Annotated in this window: 20 protein-coding genes and 1 other annotated feature; of the genes, 16 read left to right on the top strand and 4 right to left on the bottom strand. The window is 48.0% G+C overall.

Annotated elements, in window-relative coordinates; translation table 11 throughout:
• Window positions 1-36: 36 nt before the first annotated feature.
• Both DCC85_RS16820 and DCC85_RS16815 read right to left on the bottom strand, forming a co-directional pair.
• Window positions 37-864, bottom strand: coding sequence for a phosphatase PAP2 family protein (locus tag DCC85_RS16820; protein WP_108466625.1), 828 nt, complete (start codon window positions 862-864; stop codon window positions 37-39).
• An 85-nt stretch (window positions 865-949) separates the two neighbouring features.
• On the bottom strand, window positions 950-1342 hold the full coding sequence (locus DCC85_RS16815; RefSeq protein ID WP_108466624.1) for a TIGR04086 family membrane protein: 393 nt from the start codon (window positions 1340-1342) through the stop codon (window positions 950-952).
• 194 nt (window positions 1343-1536) lie between these two features.
• Between DCC85_RS16815 and DCC85_RS16810 the strand changes: the two genes are divergently transcribed.
• Window positions 1537-2268: a DUF421 domain-containing protein gene (locus DCC85_RS16810; RefSeq protein WP_108466623.1), complete on the top strand. Its 732-nt coding sequence runs from the start codon at window positions 1537-1539 to the stop codon at window positions 2266-2268.
• On the opposite strand, the gene spoVB is transcribed toward DCC85_RS16810, so the two are convergent.
• A complete protein-coding gene (spoVB, locus tag DCC85_RS16805; RefSeq protein ID WP_108466622.1) occupies window positions 2261-3844 on the bottom strand; it encodes a stage V sporulation protein B in 1584 nt (527 codons plus the stop codon). The two genes, DCC85_RS16810 and spoVB, sit on opposite strands and share 8 nt — an antisense overlap.
• 194 nt (window positions 3845-4038) lie before the next feature.
• Here spoVB and DCC85_RS16800 point away from each other — a divergent pair, with 194 nt between their 5' ends.
• The 6 genes from DCC85_RS16800 to DCC85_RS16775 all read left to right on the top strand — a co-directional run bounded on the left by DCC85_RS16800 (window position 4039) and on the right by DCC85_RS16775 (window position 10661).
• Complete coding sequence (locus tag DCC85_RS16800; protein WP_108466621.1) at window positions 4039-4305, top strand: post-transcriptional regulator; 267 nt, start codon at window positions 4039-4041, stop codon at window positions 4303-4305.
• Window positions 4306-4413: 108 nt separating this feature from the next.
• Entirely contained in the window at window positions 4414-5688 is a 1275-nt protein-coding gene (secD, locus tag DCC85_RS16795; protein WP_108466620.1) for a protein translocase subunit SecD, read from the top strand.
• Window positions 5678-6580: a protein translocase subunit SecF gene (gene secF, locus DCC85_RS16790; RefSeq protein ID WP_108466619.1), complete on the top strand. Its 903-nt coding sequence runs from the start codon at window positions 5678-5680 to the stop codon at window positions 6578-6580. Before secD ends, secF begins: the two co-directional genes overlap by 11 nt.
• A gap of 91 nt (window positions 6581-6671) precedes the next feature.
• The gene (locus tag DCC85_RS16785; RefSeq protein WP_108466618.1) at window positions 6672-7613 is read left to right on the top strand and encodes a cation diffusion facilitator family transporter; all 942 of its coding nucleotides are present in this window, start codon (window positions 6672-6674) and stop codon (window positions 7611-7613) included.
• Window positions 7614-7648: 35 nt separating this feature from the next.
• On the top strand, window positions 7649-10054 hold the full coding sequence (gene recJ / locus DCC85_RS16780; protein ID WP_108466617.1) for a single-stranded-DNA-specific exonuclease RecJ: 2406 nt from the start codon (window positions 7649-7651) through the stop codon (window positions 10052-10054).
• A 94-nt stretch (window positions 10055-10148) separates the two neighbouring features.
• Window positions 10149-10661: an adenine phosphoribosyltransferase gene (locus DCC85_RS16775; RefSeq protein WP_108466616.1), complete on the top strand. Its 513-nt coding sequence runs from the start codon at window positions 10149-10151 to the stop codon at window positions 10659-10661.
• 68 nt (window positions 10662-10729) lie between these two features.
• On the opposite strand, the gene uraA is transcribed toward DCC85_RS16775, so the two are convergent.
• The gene (gene uraA / locus DCC85_RS16770; RefSeq protein WP_108466615.1) at window positions 10730-12034 is read right to left on the bottom strand and encodes a uracil permease; all 1305 of its coding nucleotides are present in this window, start codon (window positions 12032-12034) and stop codon (window positions 10730-10732) included.
• A gap of 248 nt (window positions 12035-12282) precedes the next feature.
• On the opposite strand from uraA, the gene DCC85_RS16765 reads away from it, so the two are divergent.
• From DCC85_RS16765 to DCC85_RS16730, 9 genes are all read left to right on the top strand, one after another.
• Window positions 12283-14457 carry a RelA/SpoT family protein gene (locus DCC85_RS16765; RefSeq protein WP_108466614.1) on the top strand — a complete coding sequence of 725 codons (2175 nt, stop codon included), beginning with the start codon at window positions 12283-12285 and terminating at the stop codon, window positions 14455-14457.
• Window positions 14458-14495: 38 nt separating this feature from the next.
• On the top strand, window positions 14496-14945 hold the full coding sequence (dtd, locus tag DCC85_RS16760) for a D-aminoacyl-tRNA deacylase (protein ID WP_108466613.1): 450 nt from the start codon (window positions 14496-14498) through the stop codon (window positions 14943-14945).
• A 48-nt stretch (window positions 14946-14993) separates the two neighbouring features.
• Window positions 14994-15209 (top strand): hypothetical protein, encoded by a 216-nt coding sequence (locus DCC85_RS23050; RefSeq protein ID WP_159081912.1) that lies wholly within the window; start codon window positions 14994-14996, stop codon window positions 15207-15209.
• Window positions 15210-15355: 146 nt separating this feature from the next.
• On the top strand, window positions 15356-15865 hold the full coding sequence (locus DCC85_RS16755; RefSeq protein WP_108466612.1) for a type 1 glutamine amidotransferase domain-containing protein: 510 nt from the start codon (window positions 15356-15358) through the stop codon (window positions 15863-15865).
• 69 nt (window positions 15866-15934) lie between these two features.
• Window positions 15935-16402, top strand: coding sequence for a hypothetical protein (locus tag DCC85_RS16750; protein WP_108466611.1), 468 nt, complete (start codon window positions 15935-15937; stop codon window positions 16400-16402).
• Window positions 16403-16612: 210 nt separating this feature from the next.
• Window positions 16613-16862: a binding site (T-box leader), on the top strand.
• Window positions 16863-16919: 57 nt separating this feature from the next.
• Window positions 16920-18164, top strand: coding sequence for a histidine--tRNA ligase (gene hisS, locus DCC85_RS16745; protein WP_108466610.1), 1245 nt, complete (start codon window positions 16920-16922; stop codon window positions 18162-18164).
• Window positions 18165-18237: 73 nt separating this feature from the next.
• On the top strand, window positions 18238-20019 hold the full coding sequence (gene aspS, locus DCC85_RS16740) for an aspartate--tRNA ligase (RefSeq protein ID WP_108466609.1): 1782 nt from the start codon (window positions 18238-18240) through the stop codon (window positions 20017-20019).
• A gap of 34 nt (window positions 20020-20053) precedes the next feature.
• Window positions 20054-20803 (top strand): tRNA threonylcarbamoyladenosine dehydratase, encoded by a 750-nt coding sequence (locus tag DCC85_RS16735; protein WP_108466608.1) that lies wholly within the window; start codon window positions 20054-20056, stop codon window positions 20801-20803.
• 2 nt (window positions 20804-20805) lie between these two features.
• On the top strand, window positions 20806-21447 hold the full coding sequence (locus DCC85_RS16730; RefSeq protein WP_108466607.1) for a YdeI/OmpD-associated family protein: 642 nt from the start codon (window positions 20806-20808) through the stop codon (window positions 21445-21447).
• Window positions 21448-21619: the final 172 nt, after the last annotated feature.

The raw sequence follows: 21619 nt of genomic DNA, 5'->3' as shown, positions 1-21619 counted from the left end.
CCTGGCTCGTCTTTTTAGTATGGTTTGCCATATAAATTAATAGTTCAGGGTGACTGGAAGCTGGCTTTGCTGCTTGTCAACAAGTCGCTCTGCCCATTTGATGGCAAGTGTTGTGGCAACCATAGCAAGTAATAATCCGCCAAGCATATCTATTAACCAGTGAATCCCCATATAGAAAATGGCGAAGATGATCATAGCGGCACAGATCGAAATGGTGATCGCCCAGCGGCGATTGCCTGAACGTACAGCCAGAATGGCCATGGAAGCTGAGATCGCTGTATGCAGACTTGGAAAACAGTTGTCCAGTCCGGATAGTGGCCGGTATATTTCTTCAAACTTAGGAAACGCTTCGAGCATATAAAAGGTAACACCGGAAGGAGCATAGGACCATACTTCATTTACCGGAAAGAAAAGATAGAATGGAATAGCTACTGCGTAATTCAGAATTACTGTCATACATGTAGCGTACATGTACACGTAATTTCTGCTGCCGGCATAAACCCCAATGGATGCGATCAGTAAGGATTGGAATACGACTACATAAAAAAATGCAGTCACCTCGGTTACCCATTGATGATGAAACAGCTGCTGGAAATTCTGAACAAAGTGCCCTTCAATATGGAAAAATAGCGGTGTGAAGTCTGCTTTACTGTCTATAATCTTCTCTAACTGCAATTCGTATTTATTGGCTACGAGCACACCTGCCATGATGGCAAAGAGCAGAAGAAAACGGCGAGAGGTCACTAGCCGGTGTAAGAAAATATAGGCTGCAGAAAAAGGATTTCGACCGGTACCATACCAGATCAGCAGAATGGTTACAAGTAAAGTTAATAAGGATACCAGGTACATTGAATCATAAAGCAAAAGGATACAGCCTCCTCATAATACAAGCTCATTAGAATAGTTTAACACAAGATGCGATGGAGGGGATATCCTATTTGTGGCTAACTTAAGACCTGCTCATATTTTTGCCAAATATGCCACCTACAGTACCGATTAGCATAGCGGGACCAATGAGGAGTAATTCCAAAGGCGAAAAAGCAGAGTCGAGTGCCAGAAAACTAATAACGAACAACAGAATGCCGTAAAAAAGTCCGGTTAGGCCCCCCTGATACCAGCCTTTTCGTTTTGTCCGTCTTCCGGAAATTATACTTCCTAATAGTATGGCTGCCCCATGAACAAAATAACTATACCCCGAAAGTTCCTCTTCTTCAAAGTGTCCAAAGCGAAGCAGCAAGGATAGGGCGAGCGCTCCGATCATCATCCAGAGGTACGCGTACCATAAACCTGAGAGTGTGGGTCCGTGGATTCGAAAAGAGAACGTTTTGGAAATCCGCTGCATATCATCCCTCCTAGAATTAATCTAGATAATTCATTGTATGGCCAAGCCTGGTGGCTTAGTACCTAGTCATGAAAAGTTCGCAGTCATTTAAAATATTTGTTAAGATCACCTGATTTTATAAAGCCGGGATTTGTATGTTCATTAAACAAGGGGGCCAGAATATCCTTACTACATTTCCTGGGGAGGTCACGTAAATGCTAACCTTGCATGTTTTGCTCTTGATGATGAGGACATTGATCATGTACGGTACCGTCTTTCTGATGCTGCGTATTATGGGCAAACGTGAAATAGGTCAGCTGTCGATATTTGACCTTGTTATTTTTATCATGATCGCTGAAGTTGCTGTGATTGTGATGGAGGATGTAGAGAGACCGATCTTTGACGGGATCATTCCTATTATTACTTTGGTGCTAGTCCAAATTACAATCGCGCTTTTTTCCTTAAAGAGTCGAAAGCTCCGTATGCTTATTGACGGCCAGCCCAGTCTCTTGATCTCAAAGGGAAAAATCAATCGTGAAGAGATGCGGAGACAGCGGTACAACTTGGATGATCTGCTGATGCAGCTTCGGTCTAAAAATATTGATAGTGTCGCCGATGTTGAATTTGCCATTTTAGAGACCAGCGGCAAGCTGAGTGTGTTTCCTAGAACCTATGAATCCCCCAAAGAGGAGGGAGAGACCACGGATAAAGATAAGAATCTCCCTCATACGGTTCAGGAAATTAAGGTGAAGTATGAATCGCTTCCGGTTCCTTTGATTATGGATGGTAAAGTGCAGGATAATAATTTGGAAAAGATAGGAAAAACCCGATTTTGGCTTAAAAATCAAATTCAGAGCAAGGGGCATCGAGACTTCAAGGAGGTGTTTCTCTGCTCAATTGATCACAAAGGGCGTCTATATATAGACGGAGGCAGCCGGTCTACTTGAACCACTTGCCGATGATTGGAACGCGGGTCATATCGTGCCGATCAATTAGCCCCATTCCAACCATTAGTGCCAGATATGCCAGCACAGCAGTAGTGGATGCAGCTATGGCCTGAAGCCATTCGAACTTAAACCAGTGAATTCTCTGATATAGAAAGGTAGTTATTGCCGCCATAATAATCATTCCACAGGTCACTTTGATCACATCAAGTGTTGGAAAGCGAAAATGAATCAGGCGGATAACCGCCTGCCCGTGCAGGAGCGTCACAATTAACATATTAACAATGCTTGCGATAATGGCACCATAAATGCCTAAGGCCGGGTTGGAGGCAAGGTAGAGAATTAATCCGATCTTAATCACTGCGCCAATCAAGGTATTGACCAGTGCTCGGCCCGGTTTATCCAGTGCTTGCAGGGTTGCTTGCAACGGGGCTTGTATATACATAAACAGTGCGAATGGAGCCATCATTTTCAGCATTCCTGCAATCTCTGCATTATCATAAAGCAGAACGCAGAGAGGCTCTGCCATCACATACATTAGCACAGCGAATGGAGCGCCTGTAACGAGAGCAAGCCTTAGGGATTGGTGCAGCCGCTTGTGTATCGTTCTTTGATCTCCCCGCGCCTGCGCTTCTGCTAAAGAAGGGACAAGCGACACCGCGAGCGATGACGTAAGTGCTCCGGGAAGTAGTAGCAGCGGAATAATCATGCCTTGGAGCGCACCGTATTGAGCCGTTGCAATGGCTGTGGCTACACCTGCAATGGCCAGGCTTTGAGCTGTTGTAATGGATTCCAGAAGGTATGAGAGCGAACCCACCAACCTTCCACCTGTCACGGGTATGGCTATTCTTAGCATTCTGCGTGCCGCGGTTAATGGCGGGTAATCCCGGCTGGTTTTTTTAGATTTTGAAGTGGTAGGCAGGGGCTTATCCAGCTGCTGCTTATGTGCCCGCTGCTTCCAATACTGCCAGAGCAGAGTAGCTAGGCCGACAAGTTCGCCAGCCAGTACGCCAAGCATTGCACCAGCGGCTGCGAACGCTATCCCTTTAGGGAGTAAGAGATACGAGAACCACAGGACGCAGAGAATGCGTGCAAGGGTCTCTGCAATCGACGAAGCTGCAGAGGGAATCATGTTCTGTTTTCCCTGGAAATAACCCCGAAAGACAGAAGAGAGCGCAACGATGACAATCATAGGGCTCATGCTGATAAAGGAATAGTAGACTCGTCCATCCGTTAAAATGTTCTTTGTGATCCATGATGCACCAAATAAGCAAAAGAACATCGCCAGGATCCCGGCAGCCGCTGAAAGGATCAAGCTTGTTCTAAGAACAGTCAGGGAGCGCTCAGGCCGCCCCTCCGATTCAGCTTCAGATACCAGCTTGGCTACCGCTAGCGGCACGCCGCCGGATATGAGCGTAACGAGAACGAGAAAGAACGGGTATCCCAGCTGATACAGCCCAACTCCTTCAGCGCCGATGACCCGAGGGAGCATAATCCGCGGGATGAAGCCAAGGAGCCGGTTAATGATCCCGGCGGCAAGCAGAATCATAGTTCCACGTATAAATGATTGTTTATTCAAACAACTCCCTCTTCTCTTTCATAAAATTCTCGCAAGTCACCGCTTACTAGGCCTATAATATAGATATGTCATACCTGTCCATCTTCATGACAGGTGTTTTTGCCCCATGAATCGAAGTGTCGAGGGCAGCAGGAATACAAGAAACTGGGGCGAATAGTTTAAGGGACAAGGACGGCGCGAAAGGGGTTATCATTATGGCTGAAGAAGAACTAAATGACCATGAATTAAGCGAGGCCATTGATCAGTTGTGCCGCAGTAAAGCAGCCGAATTCAGGCTGGTGGGTTATGAGCATGTGACCAGTGAGGACATATGGGACTGTATTAGTCACAAGTATGAGAAACAGGGGGTACCCCGGATTCATCAGCTTGTGAACGATATCCTGTCTCTGAAAGCGACTCAGTTCATGAATTATCTGACGTTATCTGCTTATCGTGGGAACCCGTTTGGGGATGAGCTTTAAATAAGGATACTATTCGCCAGGATGTCAACATATTCCTTATAAATTGACGGCGTTTTCCACCATAGCTATAATAGGAATATTGAGAATGAAAGGGGAACAATATACGGGATGAAAAGACTCATCACATTCATAGCCGTCGTTGTAATTACCGCCGCGGTTATGGCAGGGACAAGCCCGGACTTAATTCGCAGCATTAACCTGGGATTGGACCTTAAAGGCGGTTTCGAGATACTTTATGAGGCCCAGCCCATGGAGAACGGCGCTAAGGTAACCAAGGAATCCTTGAACCAAACGGCTTTAAGCTTGGAGAAACGCTCTAATGTTCTTGGCGGCAGCGAGCCTGAGGTAACTACGGAAGGTACGAACCGGATCCGGCTGAAGCTGGCTGGGGTGACTGACGAGAAAGAGGTTCGTAATAAACTGAAAGAACCTGCTTCACTCACCTTCCGCAGTAAAGACGGTACGGAGACTAAGCCGGACCAGTATAACAAAATTGAGCTTATTGGCAGCGACTTTGCGGAGAACGGAGCAAGCATTACTTATGACCAGTTAAATAAACCGCAAATTAGCATTAAGCTTAAGAATAAAGAGAAATTTGCAGAAGTAACCAAGCGTTTGGCAAGCAAACCTATAAATTCTCCTGAAAGAAACCTGGCAATTTATTTGGACGACCGCCAGCTCTCCGCACCTGAGGTTCAACAGGAACTGAACGAAGGAACTGCGGTAATTACGGGGTCTTATACTCTTGATCAAGCGAAAGAACTGCGTGATACAATCAATCTTGGCGCGCTTCCGCTGAAGCTTACAGAGAAATACTCTCAAAGTGTCGGTGCAACGCTAGGCCAGCTTTCTCTGAATCAGACGCTGATGGCAGGCGGGATCGCCTCTATTGTCATTCTGCTGTTTATGATTCTTGTCTATCATATCCCTGGATTGATAGCGAGCTTTACCCTAATCTCTTATGTATGGCTCATGCTGCTTGTGTTCCATTTCGCAGAAGTTACGCTTACCCTGCCGGGGATTGCGGCGTTTGTTCTCGGGATCGGGATGGCAGTGGATGCCAACATTATTACCGATGAACGGATCAAAGAAGAGCTCCGCAGCGGCAAGAGCATCCTATCCGCAGTTAAAGCGGGCAATAAGGTATCGTTTAAGACCGTCATGGACGCTCATATCACAACGTTCATAGCAGCTGCAGTTATGTACTGGATGGGTACGGGTTCGGTAAGAGGCTTTGCTCTCGTTCTGATGATTGATTTGATTGTCAGCATCATCACTAATATTTTCTTCTCCCGTTACCTGCTGGTTCTTTTGGTGAAGGGGAACGTCATCAAGAAACCGGGCTTGCTTGGGGTTAAGGAGAGTGATATCCGTGCGCTTTAAGTGGAATTATGATTTTGTAAAAGCCAGTAAATTCTTCTATACGTTTTCTATTATTCTAACGATATTAGGTATTATCAGCCTTTTCGTATTCAAGCTGAACTACGGAGTAGACTTCCGCTCAGGCTCAAATGTAGATGTGACTATCAAGCAAGGTGTGAGTAAAGAGCAGGTTCAGAACATTCTCAAAGAGGCGAAACTTGACAATCAGGATGCAGTAATTACTCCAGGTTCGGGTCGGGTTAATATCCGTTTCCCGGAGGTGTTGACTCCTGACAAAGAAACAAGTCTGAGACAAGCAGTCACTAAGCTGGACAAAGATGCTTCGATGGAAATCAACACGGTGGATACTGAGATTGCCAAGGAGCTTGAACGCAATGCATTGATCGCTCTTTTGGTCGCAAGTATTGGTATCATCATTTATGTGACGATTCGGTTTGAATGGCGTTTTGCCGTGTCTGCGATTGTAGCACTGCTCCATGACGCATTCCTTGTTATCACAGTATTCTCTCTCTTCCGTCTTGAAGTGAACTTAACCTTTATCATTGCGGTTCTTACTATCGTCGGCTACTCGATTAATGATACCGTAGTAATCTTTGACCGGATCCGTGAGAATATGCGCTTTGCCAAAATTAAGTCCCATCAAGATTTGCATGATGTGGTGAACAAGAGTATCTCTCAAACGATGACGCGCTCGCTCAATACGGTCTTCACAGTATTTATTGCTGCGCTCTGCTTGTTCATTTTCGGCAGTGAGTCCATTCGGATGTTCTCTCTGGCTATGGTTATCGGCCTCTTGTTCGGTGCTTACTCCTCTATCTTTATTGCAAGCCCATTGTGGTATGCTCTTAGAGGACTGGGTAAGAACAAGAAGCAATCTAAAGCCACTTCATAAGCATCGTGTTCTAAGTATTTAAGAAAGAAAGCCGCGTCAAAGGCGACGCGGCTTTCTGTGCTTAGCAATTCTTTGATTTAGGAGGGTTCATATGACTAGCCGACCTGTCGCTTCCACCGAGCCCGCCGCTTGGATAAGAACGTTAATGAACTTATTGCTGGCTGCCCTTAAAGGCGCAGCCGCGTTTATGTCAGATAGTCGTTCGCTTCTTGCAGATGCTATTTTCTCATTATCCGAAGCTGCAGAGTCAGCTGCCCGCTCGAAGTCATCTGACAAAGCCGCTACACCCCGTAATGGTTCTGATCCATCGCAATCGTCAAAAGTTATAGCTGCTGTGATCTATTCGGTGGTTCTATTATTTGGTGCAATTCATGTGACTGTTAGTTCTGTAAGGAAACTCTTAAATGATGATCTGGCGGCTCCGAGCGCGGTCGCAGGCATTATCGCTGTATTGGTGATCGGAATACGGCTGTTTGTATTCTCAAGCGACTTGTCTAAGCATGGACCGGAGCAAGGAGGGAGCCGCTTTGACGCACATGGACGCGGATTACTTTCTTCCTGTTTGATGACCATTGGGGTGATCGGAGCGATGACAGGCCAGCAGTTTGATCTTTCGTATCTCCTGTATTTAGACCCTGCGGCGGCGATTCTAGGCTCCTGTGTCATAGTATGGAATGTGTACAAGATGTTATCTCGCTCCATAATTATCAGCTCTTCTCTTAATCAGTGTCAGGAGGATACAGCTCCGTTTATAGAGACTGTCCAACGCGTAGTTGGAGTGATTACCGTGGATGAGCTTTACGCTCGGGAAATGGGTCATTACATTATGATCGAGCTGAAAATTAGTGTAAATCCGCGTATATCGGTTTTTGAAGCGAATGAAATTGCAAATCGGGCTAAAGTGTTGCTCCAAACTCGATTCTCTCACGTTGCAGATGTAAAAATCAGGGTATCCCCTTATGATCCAGGCTACCCTTATAAGAGCAATCATGAAGATATACCAAGCAGCGAGCATACGACTTTATTACAATAGTCCGGACACTGCTGAATATAGGAGGTGATTGAGAAATGCTTCATGCCCAATATCGCTGGAGCTTAACCTTACCTGACGAGGCTGCTGCGGCAAAATTGGCTGATGAGATGCATATCTCTCCTCTGCTAGCAACATTGCTGGTTACTCGAGGATGGGAGACCAAAGAGGCAGCAGAGCAGTTCCTAAATGGGACGCTGGAGCAGCTTCACGACCCTTATCTGCTCCATGGAATGGAGCCGGCGGTTCAAAGAATAAAACAGGGGCTTTCTACCGGGGAGAAAATCATGATCTATGGAGATTATGATGCAGATGGGATATCCTCTACCTCTCTAATGATTCTCCTGATGCGGCATCTAGGGGCAAACTTTGATTACTATATTCCCCACCGCTCTAAGGAAGGCTACGGCCTGCATAATCATGCCCTTGAGGCAGCTGCGGAGCGGGGGTTCTCTCTGATTGTTACTGTAGACACCGGAATAAGTGCTGTAGAGCAAATTGCATATGCCGCACAGCTGGGAATTGACGTTATTGTTACAGACCACCATGAACCGCCTGCAGTGCTGCCGGAGGCTTATACACTTATTAATCCCAAGCTATCTCACTGTTCTTATCCTTTCAAAGGATTGGCGGGAGTAGGAGTAGCTTACAAATTGGCATGTGCTCTGCTTGATGGAGATGTGCCGCACATTTGGACACAGCTGGCAGCCATCGGGACTGTAGCCGATTTGATGCCCTTATCCGGCGAGAACCGGATTTTGGTTCAAGAAGGTCTGCGCTCCATGTCCGAGCAGCCTCTGGCGGGAGTTAAAGCGCTTCTAGAGCTGTCCAGCAGTTCCCAGATTACATCGACGACGATTGGATTTAGCATGGCCCCACGGATTAATGCCAGCGGCCGAATGGCTCACGCCAAACAGGCTGTTCAGCTTCTGATCACAGAGGATGCGGATGAGGCCCTGCGGCTGGCTTCAGAGCTGGATTTGTTAAACCGGGAACGGCAGCAGACAGTAGATGATATTGTTACGGAGGCTGTTGAGCAGTTAGAGAACAGACTGGCCGGCGGGAGTATTCCGCCCGTCATTGTAATTGCAGGAGAGAATTGGAACATCGGCGTTGTCGGCATCGTAGCTTCTAAGATTCTGGAGAAATATTATAGACCGACGATTATTCTTGGAATACAGCCAGAGACCGGAATATGTAAGGGGTCTGCTCGTTCGATTCCCGGATTTGACGTGTATGAGGCATTAACCGAGTGTGCGGATTTATTGGATCATTACGGGGGCCATACTGCAGCTGCCGGAATGTCCCTTTCCGTAAATCATGTTGAAGCTTTCACGCAGCGGCTCATTCATCATGCATCTCAAACACTTCGAGAAGAGGATTATGTACCAAAATTGACGGCTGACTTGGAGTGCACACTGGAACAAATCAGCCTTCAAACGGTTGAGCAGCTATCTAGGCTGGAGCCGTTCGGTATGGACAACGCCCTCCCGAGATTTTTGATTCGGGATGCCGAGCTGGTCGAATACAAGCAGATGGGAAAGGACAAGAAGCATCTAAAATTGGTGCTGCAGCAGAACGGAAACACGATTGAAGCTGTAGCTTTCGGCAAAGGAGACCTTGCTTCCCTGCTAGCCGATCGGGCAAAAATTGATCTGGTAGCTGAGGCAAGCATTAATGAATGGAACGGTTCACGCAAGCCTCAGCTGATGGTGGTTGACCTGGCTGTTAATCATCTGCAGGTGTATGATTACCGCGGTGTAATCCAGCCGCTGAAGAAAATGGAACAGCTGAAGAATGAACTGGAGGCAGCAGGGCAGCGTGTTCCAGGACGAGCAGCCCTTGTATGCAGGGAACTTCCGAACGTACAGCAATTTTCCCAATTGCGGGAATTGCCGGTTTGGGTATATGATAGGAACGCTGACCTGATACAAGAGACTGAAGAGCAAGCGGCCACAGAAGCCCCGGAGAGCGTTACGACCTTGTTCGTCATGCAGCCACCGGAGACACCTGAACAGCTGGATATGCTGTTATCCTTTTTTGTTCATGTGGAGCGGATCTTCCTGCTTCATCCACAGGGCATTCAAGCGGAACGGGTAGAATGGCCGACGCGTGAGCATTTTAAGAAGGTATATGTACTTCTCCGTGAAGTAGCTTCCGGTAAGCAAGTGTGTGAGGCGGAGATTATGCCGCGCCTGGCACAGCATCTTCGGATTTCTTCTAAAATGTTGGCAATGATCCTCGATGTGTTCGAAGAACTGGCGTTCATTCACCGAGTACAAGGGCATCTTACTATCAATCCAGCGCCTTCCAAGCGTCAGCTGGACACTTCAAGGAATTTTCAAGAGATGACTTTGATGGCGGAGATGGAGCATTATCTAATGTTTGCGGCCGTACCGCAATTGATGGAATGGCTTCGTTCTCGAATGCAAGGCGCATCATGATAACAGGGCCATGCTGAATGTGGGAAGTAAATTAAATAAAGGTTTGGTTATAACAATGACTGCAGATGCAGTATTTTTAGGAGGAGATTTCCAAGTGGATTTCAAAGATTATATTCGAGTGATTCCTGATTTTCCACAGCCAGGTATCAGCTTCAAAGATATCACTACTCTACTAAATAATGGCGAGAAGTACCGCGATTCGATAAATGAACTGAAAAAGATGGTATCAGAGCTTAAAATCGATCTGATTGCCGGTCCCGAGGCTCGCGGCTTCGTCGTTGGTGCGCCTTTGGCTTACGCTCTGGGTGTTGGCTTCGTGCCGATCCGCAAAAAAGGAAAGCTTCCCTTTGATACGATCGAAGTCAGTTATGACTTGGAATACGGAAAAGATGTGCTCGCCATGCATAGTGATGCTGTAAAGCCTGGACAAAATGTGCTGATTGCGGATGACCTTTTGGCAACAGGGGGAACCATCTCAACCTCAGTGGATTTGGTTCGCAAATTGGGCGGGAATGTCGTAGGAACAGCCTTCCTGATTGAGCTTGCAGAGCTGAATGGGCGGGCGAAGCTGCCAGGCATCGACGTATTCTCCCTGCTTATTTATTAAAATAGAAATGAAGCCGGCTGCCGATTTCTCGGCGGCCGGCTTTTTTGGCTTGCTCACTTGAGCACATATTAAATGTCAGGAGTAGGTTGTTCATCCTTCTCATTGGATAGGCCTAGCACGTCAATAAGCTTGAAGAACAGGCTGAGCACGATGCCGACAATGGTGGCAAGAGCCATGCCTTTGAGCTCAACCGATCCCATTGTAAGCTTCGCTCCGCTAAGCCCGGTTACAAAAATGACAGTCACAAGAATCATATTCTTGGCTTTGGAGAAGTCAACCTTTTGTTCAACAAAGATCCGGAAACCGGATGAAGCAATAACGCCGAATAGCAGCAGAGATACACCGCCCATGACCGGACCCGGAATGTTGGCGATGATCGCTGAGAACTTTCCAAGGAAGGACAGCAATATGGCGAAGATGGAAGCCCCGGCAATCACGTAAACGGAATAAACTTTGGTTAATGCCATAACGCCAATGTTCTCCCCGTAGGTTGTGTTGGGCGTAGAGCCAACAAAGCCAGACAATACAGTGGAAATGCCGTTCCCCATCAGGGAGCGGTGAAGTCCAGGGTCCTTCGAAAGATCCTTGCCGACGATTTTCCCTGTAACAAGCAGGTGCCCAATGTGCTCTACAATGACGACGAGCGCTACAGGAACAATGGTGAGTATGACAGACATATCCCAGCTTGGGGAGGTGAAATGCGGAAGGGAGAACCATGGGGCTGCCGCAATTTTCTCGGATGCTTCTCCGAGCTCACCCAGAAAGTAAGCAAGCACATATCCAGCTACAATACCGATCAGAATGTGGATAATCTTCGGAAACCCGCGGAATAGCACGGCACCTAGGATTGTAACGCCAAGTGTTACTAAAGCAAGGGTTACGTCCGTGTAGTTCATGGTCCACGGCTTCGTAGAATCACTGTTGATTAATCCGGCCATTCCTGCCGCAGTAGGTACAAGCTCCAGACCGATAATGGCGACAATTGCCCCCATGGCAGCAGGTGGAAAAACAATATCAATCCACTTCGTTCCTGCATATTTAACAACTATGGCCACAAGGATAAAGATGAATCCGGTAACGATAAACGCGCCAAGCGCTAAAGAATATCCGTTGCCCGGATGAGACAGGAGCACGCTGCTGACTGGCGACAGAAAGGCAAAGCTGGAGCCAAGATAGGCGGGAATCTTGCCTGAACAAATCAAGATGTACAGCAAGGTCCCGATCCCGTTCATGAGGAGAATCATGGAGGGGTCCACCTTGAAGATGGTTGGCACGAGCACTGTGCTGCCGAACATGGCAAACAGATGCTGGAGGCTTAGGACAATGCCGGGGCCAAAGGGTACTTTCTCATTTACCTGAATTTCGCGCTGCAAGAACAAGTCACTCCTTAAATTTAACGTTCATTTGACTATCTTTACTAGATTAATAACAATGTAGACATTTTTCAACAACAAATCGCAGAAAATAGGGTTAGTTTGCAAAATTTACTCGGACAAAACCTCAAGCAGTGTTGACGGAGAACACAGCAAGCGTCATAATGATAAGAAAATCAAAATTAGGGGGATTGCGTTTACTTTACAGACGCATTCCTTTTCTATAGAAAGGACAGTATCGGAATTCCATGGGCATACAGCGATTACTTGAAAAGGCATCCGCCTATATCAAAGAAGCAGATCTGAACCGCATACGGGAAGCCTATGACTTCGCTGAGCAAGCCCATCACGGCCAAGTGCGGAAGTCCGGGGAACCCTACATTCTTCATCCGCTGGCGGTGGCGGATATTGTTGTCAATATGGGAATGGATGTGCTGTCGATTATTGCAGCTCTGCTTCATGATGTAGTGGAGGATACGACAGTTTCGCTTCAGGAAATAAGCGACCAATTTGGACCGGACTGTGCCATGCTTGTTGATGGCTTAACCAAGCTGGAGCGTATTCGCTTCCAGTCAAAGGAAGAACAGCAGAACGAGAACTATCGCAAGATGTTCATTGCGATGGCTCAGGATATCCGGGTCATCGTCATCAAGCTGGCGGATCGTCTGCATAACATGAGAACCCTCAAGTTTCAGTCAGAGGAGAGCCAGCGCCGGATTGCTTATGAGACGCTTGAGATCTTCTGTCCTATTGCACACCGGCTCGGGATTTCTGCGATTAAGTGGGAAATGGAGGATATTGCGCTCCGCTATTTAAATCCACAGCAGTATTACCGCATCGCCAATCTGATGCATAAGAAACGGGCTGAACGGGAGGAGTTCATTGATAACGTCATCTCCCGGATCTCGGAGAAACTTGATGAGATGGGGATTGAAGCCGACTTATCAGGCCGTCCCAAGCATATTTATAGCGTCTATAAGAAAATGTCGACCAAGAATAAACAGTTCAATGAGATTTACGATCTGCTGGCTATTCGAATTATCGTGGACAATATTAAAGACTGCTACGCCACGCTGGGAATTATTCATACCCTATGGAAGCCGATGCCTGGACGGTTCAAGGATTATATTGCCATGCCGAAGGCCAATATGTATCAGTCCTTACACACTACAGTTGTCGGACCGAATGGGGAGCCTACCGAGGTGCAGATCCGCACATGGGATATGCACAAGACAGCAGAATATGGTATTGCCGCCCACTGGGCCTATAAAGAAGGAACTGAAGCTGCCGGACCTGAGAATAAGATGCCTTTTTTTCGAGAAATTTTGGAGCTGCAGCATGAGGCAAAGGACGCTTCAGAATTTGTTGAATCGCTCAAAATGGACTTCTTCTCGGATCTGGTATTTGTGTTTACCCCGCAAGGTGAAGTCATCGAACTTCCGGCAGGCTCGGTTCCGCTTGATTTTGCTTATCGCATTCATACCGAGGTGGGAAATCGGACGATTGGCGCTAAGGTGAATGGGCGTATTGTTCCTCTGGATCATAAGCTCAAAACTGGCGATATTGTTGAGATTTTAACTTCTAAGCACTCTTATGGGCCGAGCCAGGATTGGCTCAAAATCGCTCAATCGTCCCATGCGCGCAGCAAGATTAAGCAGTGGTTCAAGAAGGAAAAGCGGGAAGAGAACGTGGAGAAGGGCCGCGAAGCCATTGAACGTGAATTTAAGCGGGCAGGCCTAGAGCCTTCCCAGTGGATGTCGGATGATAAGCTGCTTGAAGCCGCTAAGAAATTTGCTTTTAACGATATAGAAGACATGCTCTCTGCAATCGGCTTTGGCGGGTTGACGGCTGCGCAGGTCTACACAAGACTTACCGAGAAGCTGCGTAAGGAGCAGGAAGAATCCGGACAAATTGAGCTGTCCTCTGAAGTGAGGGAGGTTAAGGCTCAAGAAGAGCGTAAGTCCCGACCGACCAATGGAGTAAGAGTGAAGGGCATTGATAATTTGCTTGTGCGCTTCGCCAGATGCTGCAATCCTGTTCCGGGCGATGATATTATCGGATACATTACGCGCGGACGCGGAGTTTCCGTTCATCGCAGCGATTGTGCGAACATTCCGACTTCAGATGATGGGGAAGAAGCAGCACGTGTGATCGAAGTCGAATGGGAAGAGGTTATTGAAGCGAATTACAGTGTAGACATTGAAATCACGGGACATGACCGCCGCGGCCTTCTTAATGAGGTGCTGCAGGCTGTGTCGGAGAGCAAGACGAATATTTCAGCTGTTTCCGGCCGTTCGGATAAGAATAAGATGGCGATGATTCATATGACGATCCTCATTCGGAATATCGACCATTTGCAATCTGTGGTGGAGAAGATTAAACGTGTGAAGGATGTTTATACGGTCCACCGGATAATGCAGTAGCTTTAACTTTTACGTTAGCTTAGTAAGGAGAGACAACCATGCGAGTAGTAATCCAGCGCTGCAAAGAGGCCAGTGTGACCGTTTCAGGACAGACCATTGGCAAGATTGCCCAAGGGCTGCTGCTGCTTGTAGGCATTACGCATGAAGACACAGAGCAGGATCTTGTTTATGTGGCCAATAAGCTGGCAGGGCTGCGTATATTTGATGATGAAGCGGGCGTGATGAATTTAAGCATACAGGATATTGGCGGGGCTATTTTGTCGGTGTCTCAATTTACGTTATATGCTGATACCCGCAAGGGGAAGAGACCGAACTATATGGCCGCAGCCAAGCCTGATTATGCAGAGCCGCTATATGAACGCTTTAATGAATTGTTAAGAGAAAAAGGGCTGCAGGTGGAGACCGGACAATTTGGAGCCGATATGGATGTGTCTTTAACGAATTGGGGGCCGGTGACGCTTATTCTAGAAAGCCCTCTTCAGGCGTAAGGTGCATAGGAACCGTCTGCGAAGGGAATCCTCATATAAGAGAAGAGGATGATTTTTGTAAAGGAGTTCCTGGTAACCTTGCGACAATCGAAGAAGCAGTCTTTATGGTATGGTACAGTTCATACCGCGCCGGGTCACTATCGTGATGCAGAAGCATGGCGCAGAGGATCAGGTGAGGAACAATGGGTTTACTTGGCTGCAAAGTCAAGGGAAGCAGCAGACGAGCCTCTATGTAGGCGCACATACATCAGAACGAACATGTAAAACACCCTTTATAAGGGTGTTTTTTGCATCTTTATATACTTGTCACGCTAGAAACAATTCGGAATTTAACCTTGTTATAACAACTGTTCAATCGGGTAATAACAACACGAGAACCTGTCATAAATAAAAAAGGAGATTGATGCGAAATGAGTAAAGTTGCTTTTTTGTTGGCGAATGAGTTTGAAGATTCTGAAATGCAGGTACCTTATGATGAGGTGAAGAAAGCGGGACATGAGGCGGAGATTATCGGGCTAAAAGCTGGAGAGACCTTAAAGGGAAAGCAGGGGAAAGCTGAGTATAAGGCCGATAAATCCATTGCCGATGTAAAAGCCGATGATTATGATGCCGTAGTGATTCCAGGTGGTTCTTCTCCTGAGAACCTGCGCCAAGATTCGAGTGTTCTAGATTTCGTCAAGCAATTGAACGCATCCAAAAAGCCGATTGCCGCCATTTGCCATGGTCCGCAAATTCTGGCCAGTGCTGAGCTTCTGAAGGGGCGTACGATCACTTCCTATCCACCGCTTCAAGATGATATGGTGAATGCCGGTGCAGACTTTGTGGACCAGGAAGTCGTGGTGGACGGGAACTTTATTACTTCTCGCACACCCAAGGACGAGCCAGCCTTTGTGCGTGAAATTCTGAATGCGTTGAAATAATTTTAGCGCTAGGCTGTCATACCGTTTGGGGACGGTCTCCCCGCATTTCGTAGAAAAGGAGAGATAGACATGGCTAGACATATTCAAGCTTATTTTCGCAATGAAGATGGAGCAGAGGGAGCCAGAACAAGTCTGATCGGATATGCTGCGGAACAAGTGGAGGTAGGCCGTCTCGAGAATAACCTGGGACGGGACACGAAGTTCCTGCTTCCTATTGTCCCCTTAGGCAACAACAGTGGAATGTACGCAGGAGGGGCGCCCAATGCGGCAGGGGTACCCGGGTCGACGGTAAATCCAGGCGTACCCCTTGCAGTTCCGGAGCGCGGAGCAGCGAACGGTGATACGGATGTCCCGGACAGCGATGCTTCGGAAAGACCGGCTAGCGAGAAATCAAGTGAACTTCTGCCTACGCTGCTCGGCGATGAGGATTATGATAAACTTCAATATGTGCTGAGCGCAAAGGTAAGTGAGGCGGATTATAATGCGGTCGTGAACAAACTGCGTTCGGCGGGCGGATATGTAGAAGTATTGGATTAAACCGCGGAAGTAAAACGCTTTCTCATGTGTAATATAACTGTAATATTAACGCCTTTTTACTGTAATGTAGGGTGTTTATAATAAAGACATGACCCCCTTTTTTTAATATACTATCATGGACCTGCCACTTTGGCAGGTTTTTTCTTGGTGTAAGTTCTTGACTTTGACACTGTAGTTACTTAAAATCTAACAATAACAGTTTCTTATATACGACATTCAGTGACAGGACAAAGTACTCTAGCCCCACACCCCCAGAGAGGAATCCCGCTAGGCTGGAAGGATTCCGGTGATGATTAGACGAAAGACCTCCTTGAGAACCTTCGGCGAACCTTTTAAGTAGCCGTAAGACGTAGACGGGCGTTAACCGTTCAGAGCGATTGCAACTTCAAGCATTTTTAGTTGCGATCGGAATGTGGGTGGTACCACGGGCGATCGGAATATCAGATCTCTCGTCCCTGTTGTGTTTAACGGCAGGGGCGGGAGATTTTTTATATTGAGACAAGGTGGAGGATATCAGATGGCTTTTCAAAAACCTACAGGTACTCAGGATTTGCTTCCGGGTGTCGTGGAGAGATGGCAGTTTGTAGAAGATAAAGCGCGGGATATTTGCCGCCGGTTTAATTACAGAGAAATCCGCACACCGCTTTTTGAGCAAACTTCCCTGTTTGTTCGTGGGGTCGGGGAAACTACGGATATTGTCGAGAAGGAAATGTACACCTTTGAAGACAAGAGCGGGCGGAGCATGACCCTTAGACCGGAAGGTACGGCGGGGGTTGTTCGATCTTATGTTGAGAACAAGCTATACGGGGAGCCAGATGTCAGCAAGCTCTATTACATAGGGCCTATGTTCCGTTATGAGCGTCCGCAGGCTGGACGACAGCGGCAATTTCACCAGTTCGGCATTGAGGCCCTAGGTTCTGTCGATCCGGCCATTGATGCCGAGGCTATCTCCCTAGGTTACCAATTCTGTATCGATCTTGGCTTGAAGGGTGTCAAAGTAGAGGTTAACTCGGTAGGCACCCCTGCGGTACGCGCGGCTTATCGCGAGAAGCTGCTTCAGTTCCTGACACCGATGAAGGATAGTCTTTGCAAGGATTGTCAATCGCGTATGGAACGGAATCCGCTGCGTGTACTGGATTGCAAGGTGGATCAAGATAAATTCACGGATGCGCCATCCATCCTGGACAGTTTGGATGAGGAATGTGAGACGCACTTCAATCAGGTGAAGGCGTATCTTACAGAGATGAATGTGGATTATGATGTGAATCCGCGCCTGGTTCGGGGGTTGGATTATTACACGCATACCGCTTTCGAATACAAAGCGGCCGGCATTGGAGCGATTGATACCGTTGGCGGCGGCGGGCGGTATAACGGTCTTGTAGCCGATGTAGGCGGGCCGGATCAGCCCGGGATTGGCCTAGCGATCGGTCTGGAACGTATCCAGTTAATTCTGGAGAACCAAGAAGTTGACGTTGAGGCTTATAAGCCGATTGATGTGTATTTTGTAGCTTTGGGTGAGGCTGCGGAGAAGGAAATTACGAAGCAGCTTTATTTGCTCCGTCAGGCCGGTTTTGTGGCAGAACGCGATTACCTTGGACGCAAAATGAAAGCTCAAATGAAGTCTGCGGACCGCATGCAGGCTCGATTTACAGCGATTCTGGGCGATGACGAGCTGTCTCGTGGCGAGATTGCTTTGAAGTCGATGGAGAGCGGTGAACAGAAGACGGTTAAACTTACGGATTTGGCGAAGGAATTGAAGTAAGTCCAGTCCCGACTTTTAATAAAATTCGAATTTATGAGCAAAAGCTCAAATGACCAGGAGGAGCAAAATTAACATGAAACGAACTCATCACTGTGGTGCAATTAGCGCCGATCATATCGGACAAACGGTAACCTTGAATGGCTGGGTACAAACACGCCGGGATCTAGGTGGCGTACTATTTATTGACTTGCGTGACCGCAGCGGCATCGTACAGATTGTGTTCAATCCGGCTTATTCAGGAGACGCGCTGCAAGTTGCTGATAAGGTGCGCAGCGAATATGTACTTGCTGTTACAGGCAAAGTGGTTAAGCGCGATCCAGAGACGGTTAACCCGAATATGACTACAGGCGAACTTGAAGTGCAGATTACGGAAATTGAAGTGCTAAACTCTGCCAAGACACCTCCGTTCTTCATTGAAGACGGTATTGAAGTGGACGAGTCCCTGCGGCTTAAATACCGTTATCTGGATCTCCGCCGTCCGGAGATGCAGGAGACCTTACGGCTGCGTTCCAAGGCTGCCAAGGTATTCCGTGACTTCCTTGATGGAGAAGACTTTATCGAAATAGAGACGCCGATTCTGACTAAGAGCTCACCGGAAGGCGCACGCGATTATCTGGTGCCGAGCCGGGTTCACGAAGGTGAATTCTTTGCCCTGCCGCAGTCTCCACAGCTGTACAAGCAGCTGCTCATGGTCAGTGGTGTAGAGCGTTATTATCAACTCGCCCGCTGCTTCCGTGACGAGGACCTGCGTGCGGACCGTCAGCCGGAATTCACTCAGATTGACATTGAGACCTCTTTCATGTCCCAGGATGATCTGCTGAACATGATGGAGCAGCTTGTAGTCCGCCTGTTCAGAGAAACCAAGGGTGTAGAGATTGCGACTCCATTCCAGCGTTTAAGTTATGCTGAGGCTATGGAAAAATACGGTTCGGACAAGCCGGATCTTCGCTTTGGCTTGGAGCTGATCGGCGTTAGCGATCTGGTTGCAAACAGCGGTGTGAAGGTCTTTGCTTCCGTCATTGAGAAGGGCGGAGAGGTTAAGGTTCTTAATGCCAAGGGCTGCGGCACTTGGAGCCGTAAAGAGATCGATGATCTCGGTCCATATGCAGCACGTTATGGAGCGAAAGGCCTGGCTTGGATCCAAGTGAAGGAAGGCGAGTTCAAAGGGCCGATCGTGAAGTTCTTCACGCCGGAAGAAATCGAAGCAATCAAGGAACGGACCGGAGCTGAAGAAGGTGACCTTCTGCTCTTCTCCGCAGATCAGAAGAAGGTCGTTGCCGATGTGCTTGGCGCGTTGCGTCTCAAAATTGGCCGCCAGCTGGGCTTAATTGATGATAGTGTCTATAAATTCGCATGGGTTGTTGACTTCCCATTGCTGGGCTGGGACGAGGATCAGAAGCGTTATGTTGCTGAGCACCATCCGTTCACCAGACCTCGTGAAGAAGATCTGCCGCTGTTTGACACTGATCCTGGACGAATTCTTGCACAGGCCTATGATCTCGTACTGAATGGATATGAAGTCGGTGGGGGCTCCATGCGGATTTACAAGCGTGAAATTCAGGAGAAGATGTTCAAGGCCATCGGGTTATCTCAAGAGGAAGCCAAAGATAAGTTCGGTTATCTGATGGATGCCTTCGAATACGGCACTCCTCCTCACGGCGGTATGGCATTCGGTTTCGACCGTCTCGTGATGCTGCTGGCCGGTCGGAGCAATCTGCGTGAAACCATTGCCTTCCCTAAGACAGCTAGCGCATCCGATCTTCTGATGGACGCACCAGCACCGGTTGATCCAGGCCAGCTGGAGCAGCTTCACATCAAGATTGCCGCTAAGAAGCCGGCTGAAGCCAAGAACTAATCATTGCAGACGGTAGAAAGGAGAGGAATTCGCTATGCTTCATCAGTTCTCTCGAACCGAGCTTGCGATTGGTGCAGAAGGACTTGAGCGGCTTAAGAACAGCACCGTAGCAGTGCTGGGAATAGGCGGGGTCGGCTCTATTGCAGTAGAGGCTCTAGCTCGGACAGGCGTTGGCCGGATAATATTGATTGATAAAGATGTCGTAGACATTACCAATATCAACCGTCAGATCCATGCCTTAACTACAACTATAGGGCAAAAAAAGGCAGATTTGATGTGTGAGCGGGTTAAGCTGATTAACCCGGAGTGTGAGACCATTGCACTCAATATGTTCTACACTGAAGAAACCTATGAACAGCTGTTTGAGTATGATCTGGATTATGTTCTGGATGCTTCGGACACCATTATTTATAAAGTTCACTTAATCAAGGAGTGCCTCCGCCGAGGCGTTCCGATTATTTCAAGTATGGGGGCCGCCAATCGGATGGATCCTACCAAGTTCGAGGTAGCGGACATCTCTAAGACCCATATGGACCCTATGGCTCGTGTCATTCGGGGCAAGCTGCGTGAAGCCGGTATCAAGAAGGGCGTTCAGGTGGTCTTCTCTACAGAGCCGCCGATCAAGCCGCGTCCGGATGTGACGGAGAAGATCGTACCTGAGAATGCGCCTGCGATTCGTAAGGCGAAGCAGCCTCCGGCAAGCAACTCCTTTGTTCCACCTGTAGTGGGCCTGATCATGGTGAGTGTAGCCATTCGGGAGATGCTCGCTGAAAGCGGGAAGTAAAGATGGATAAGGATCTGATACGCAAGCTTAGACTACCTCTCTATACTGGGCGGAAGGTCTTAGTGTTGAACGCCCCCGAGGGTTATCTGGAGCTGCTTGGTGTTACGGAAGACGAGGTAGGCCAGTTCCAATCGGATTGTGAATTTGTCTTGTTCTTCGCAGCAAATGCACAGGATGTCAGCAGGCTTGCCCCAATGGCAGCTAAGGCTGTTAAACCGGATGGGCTGCTCTGGGCTGCCTATCCTAAGGGAGGCGCTAAGGCGGGTACGGATCTGAACCGGGACAAAGGCTGGGAGCCAATGAACGCCGCGGGCCGGGAAGGCATCGCACTGATTGCCGTTGATGCGGTGTGGTCTGCCATGCGTTTTCGGCCGATTGGTGAAGGTGGCCCTATGCGCCGGGCCAGCGTGAACCCTGAGACCAGAAAGCCTGCCATACCGCTGGAGGTGCCGGACGATCTGTCAGCTGCCTTGAAGAGCTCCCCAGAAGCAGCAGCTTGGTTTGCTCAATTAGCCCCTTCTCACAAGAGAGCTTATCTGGAGTGGATTGAACAGGCCAAGAGGGCTGAGACAAGACAGAAGCGGATTGTTGGAACGGTTGAGAAGCTGTCGCTAGGCTTGAAGAGACCAACAGACAAAATATAACTACAAACAGAATTATGTGTAATAGGATAGGGGAACCGGTATTGTGATTTGACTGCCGGTTCCCTTTTACAATTCTTTATATAGATTGAATTAAAGTTTCGGCTTATAGCATTCATTTTTCTTAGTTCATTCTATATAGATAAAAAGCTCTTAGCTTTTAGAAGAAAACAGT

This window comes from Paenibacillus sp. CAA11 (assembly GCF_003060825.1).
Classification (GTDB): domain Bacteria; phylum Bacillota; class Bacilli; order Paenibacillales; family Paenibacillaceae; genus Fontibacillus.
The sequence above is the reverse complement of the archived record's forward strand: the minus strand, read 5'-3'. Positions and strand labels throughout refer to the sequence as shown.

Bases quoted from the DNA above. Each gene is read 5' to 3' on its own strand.
- DCC85_RS16765 (WP_108466614.1), top strand. From the start codon at position 12,283: ATGGGCATACAGCGATTACTTGAAAAGGCATCCGCCTATATCAAAGAA.
- aspS (WP_108466609.1), top strand. From the start codon at position 18,238: ATGAAACGAACTCATCACTGTGGTGCAATTAGCGCCGATCATATCGGA.
- recJ (WP_108466617.1), top strand. From the start codon at position 7,649: ATGCTTCATGCCCAATATCGCTGGAGCTTAACCTTACCTGACGAGGCT.
- DCC85_RS16735 (WP_108466608.1), top strand. From the start codon at position 20,054: ATGCTTCATCAGTTCTCTCGAACCGAGCTTGCGATTGGTGCAGAAGGA.
- DCC85_RS16810 (WP_108466623.1), top strand. From the start codon at position 1,537: ATGCTAACCTTGCATGTTTTGCTCTTGATGATGAGGACATTGATCATG.
- DCC85_RS16755 (WP_108466612.1), top strand. From the start codon at position 15,356: ATGAGTAAAGTTGCTTTTTTGTTGGCGAATGAGTTTGAAGATTCTGAA.
- DCC85_RS16730 (WP_108466607.1), top strand. From the start codon at position 20,806: ATGGATAAGGATCTGATACGCAAGCTTAGACTACCTCTCTATACTGGG.
- DCC85_RS16785 (WP_108466618.1), top strand. From the start codon at position 6,672: ATGACTAGCCGACCTGTCGCTTCCACCGAGCCCGCCGCTTGGATAAGA.
- hisS (WP_108466610.1), top strand. From the start codon at position 16,920: ATGGCTTTTCAAAAACCTACAGGTACTCAGGATTTGCTTCCGGGTGTC.
- DCC85_RS16800 (WP_108466621.1), top strand. From the start codon at position 4,039: ATGGCTGAAGAAGAACTAAATGACCATGAATTAAGCGAGGCCATTGAT.
- secD (WP_108466620.1), top strand. From the start codon at position 4,414: ATGAAAAGACTCATCACATTCATAGCCGTCGTTGTAATTACCGCCGCG.
- DCC85_RS23050 (WP_159081912.1), top strand. From the start codon at position 14,994: ATGATTTTTGTAAAGGAGTTCCTGGTAACCTTGCGACAATCGAAGAAG.
- dtd (WP_108466613.1), top strand. From the start codon at position 14,496: ATGCGAGTAGTAATCCAGCGCTGCAAAGAGGCCAGTGTGACCGTTTCA.
- DCC85_RS16750 (WP_108466611.1), top strand. From the start codon at position 15,935: ATGGCTAGACATATTCAAGCTTATTTTCGCAATGAAGATGGAGCAGAG.
- DCC85_RS16815 (WP_108466624.1), bottom strand. From the start codon at position 1,342: ATGCAGCGGATTTCCAAAACGTTCTCTTTTCGAATCCACGGACCCACA.